The 948-nt window shown below is 60.2% G+C and carries 1 protein-coding gene; it reads left to right on the forward strand.

The annotated features are described in order from the left end of the window. Nucleotides 1-175 precede the first annotated feature (175 nt). On the forward strand, nucleotides 176-490 hold the full coding sequence (locus tag DDE13_RS22510) for a TraR/DksA family transcriptional regulator (protein WP_111406405.1): 315 nt from the start codon (nucleotides 176-178) through the stop codon (nucleotides 488-490). Nucleotides 491-948: the final 458 nt, after the last annotated feature.

Here is a 948-nt window from a genome sequence, read left to right on the forward strand (position 1 = left end):
AAGCCGCCTGATCATGCCCTCAGGCCATCAGGGAAATTACACCAGCTTGACGGACGCTATCGGGCACGACCGACACCACTCCCGCCCGTCACTCGCCCCACGACCGCTTGACCCAAATCAGTGTGCTCTTTTCTTAGGATGCTTACTCTTGCGCTGATCCACAGGAGGAGACCACATGGACATCGCACTGCGCGAATCGGCTCTGCGCGAGCGGCGGGCCGAGTTGACCCGGCATATGGAAACAGTTGAGCACACCCTGGAGGAAACGCCTTCCGCTGACTGGGAGGATCGCGCGTCCGAACGGCAGGGCGATGAGGTGCTTGAGGCGCAGGGGCAAGCCGATCTGGCCGAGGTCCGGCGGATCGACGCAGCGCTCGAGAGGATCCGTGCAGGCACTTACGGGACCTGTGAGGCCTGCGGCGAGCCGATATCATCAGCGCGGCTGGATTTGCTGCCAGACACGCCATTCTGCAAAAACTGCGCGCACTGACGTGATGTGGCGCTGGGCTCACAAAGCACCGGGTCAGGCGGTATCACGGAGAGGGACGTGAAGCCCCCTCCCATGGTTCCTCCCGGGCGCGATCCGTATACGGGGGGGCTTAGCGCGCAAGTTTGCCAGCGTCTGGCCTTTTCACCGGGGAATCCACCTGGAATCCAGTTCGGCAGATCGAGCCGGAATTGCGACTCGATATCAGCGACATACGCGATTGCCGGGCTGGCCAAAAGGAATCCACATCGGAAGCCGCCCGAGCCAGTTTGTGGCAAGCCAGTGGCCAAGGAAGCCACACCTGCAAGCCATCTGACAGAGCAGTTTCCTTGAGTGGTCCGGAACGCATTGATTCCGGTACAGAAAAAAGATTGACAGGTCCGCCCCCCTTGACCTAGGCCGTGTCTGCAATCAAGGGATTCCCGTTTGGTCTCATTTCTGATTCAAGATCGAAAACGGAG

The organism is Meridianimarinicoccus zhengii (assembly GCF_003254465.1).
Lineage (GTDB): Bacteria > Pseudomonadota > Alphaproteobacteria > Rhodobacterales > Rhodobacteraceae > Meridianimarinicoccus > Meridianimarinicoccus zhengii.